The sequence below is a fragment of the Arthrobacter sp. UYEF21 genome (assembly GCF_040546085.1).
Classification (GTDB): Bacteria; Actinomycetota; Actinomycetes; order Actinomycetales; family Micrococcaceae; genus Arthrobacter.
This window is the reverse complement of record NZ_JBEPNF010000053.1, coordinates 1-1,306: the sequence shown is the minus strand read 5'-3', so window position 1 is coordinate 1,306 and position 1,306 is coordinate 1. Positions and strand designations below refer to the sequence as shown.

Here is a 1,306-nt window from a genome sequence, read left to right as displayed (position 1 = left end):
CGTGTCAGGCGCAGTGTGGTGATGAATAAGTGGGCGGCGGTGACGAGGGTGGCGTGGTGGTGCCAGCCGAGCCAGGTGCGGCCTTCGAAGTGGTCCAGGCCGAGTCCGGTTTTCAGTTCGCGGTAGTCGTGCTCGATGCGCCACCGGATTTTGGCGATCCGGACGAGTTCCTTCAGCGGTGTCGTCTCGGGCAGGGTGGAGAGCCAGTAGTCGGTGGGTGCGGGTGCGCCTGTGGGCCATTCGGCGAGCAGCCACTCGGCGGGGAGGGAACCGTCCTCGGCGCGGGGGATGTCGCGGTTGGCTGCCCGGACCCGCAGTGCGATGAACCGGGAGGTCATCGAGGCGAGTTTGTTGTTGGTGGTGGACTTGGTGCCGTGCCTCCAGGTGACCTGATGCAGCTTCCGGCGGCCGGCGTCCATGACGAGGTCTTTGAGTGACTGCGGGTCCTCGAGGTAGCGGCGCTGGCTTGAGCGTGGGCCTTTGCCGGCGTACTCGGGCACGTCGATGGGAGCGTCTTGGAGGTGCGCGGTTGTGGAGTGTTTGACGGCGACCATGTAGGGGATCGCCCGTTCGCTGAGTCCGGACCGGAACGCGGTGATCTCCCCGTAGCCGGCGTCCCCGACCATGATCGGGGGACGGTAGCCCCAGGCGCGGAGTTCGTCGATCATCTCCAACGCCATCGCCCACTTCGTACGATGGCGTTGGAGTTCGGGGATCTGCGCCTTGGCCCGGCGGGCGGCGGTCATTTCGGCGTGGGCGTTCGTGTCCGCGCAGGTGTCATCCCAGGCTTCGGGCACATAGAGCCGCCAGTCCAGGGGGCAGGAGGCCTGGTCGGTGGCCGCGTGGATGCTGACGGCTATCTGGCAGTTGCCGATCTTGCCCAGGGTGCCCGAATACTGCCGCGCGACGCACGGCGAGGAGCCGCCGTCCTTCTTGAACCCGGTATCGTCGACCACCCACGCGTCGGGGCCGATCACCTCCACGGCCTTGCGCACGAGGACCCGGCGGACCGGCTCGGGCTTCCACGGTGAGGACGAGACGAACTGCTGCAGCTGCTGGTAATCGACCCCGAGCCGTTCGCCCATCGGCTGCATCGATTTCCGCCGCCCGTCCAGCATCAGACCGTGCAGATACAGGTTCCCCTTGTTCCGCTGATCCGTCCGCGGCAGCGAAGCAAACACGTCCGCCACAAACGCTTCCAGCTCCGTTTTGGTCTCGGCAAGCTCATCCGGTTTCATGCCTCGAAAATTAACAGGATCGGTCAGGGATTAAAAGCCGCCACGCCGACCTAACTAAGTACTACTAG

The 1,306-nt window shown here is 65.5% G+C and carries 1 protein-coding gene; it reads right to left on the bottom strand.

All coding sequences use genetic code 11. From position 1 onward, the window contains the following. The coding region (locus ABIB27_RS19320; protein ID WP_354254706.1) for an IS701 family transposase at positions 1–1,238 on the bottom strand (1,238 nt) is incomplete at its 3' end. Positions 1,239–1,306 lie beyond the last annotated feature (68 nt).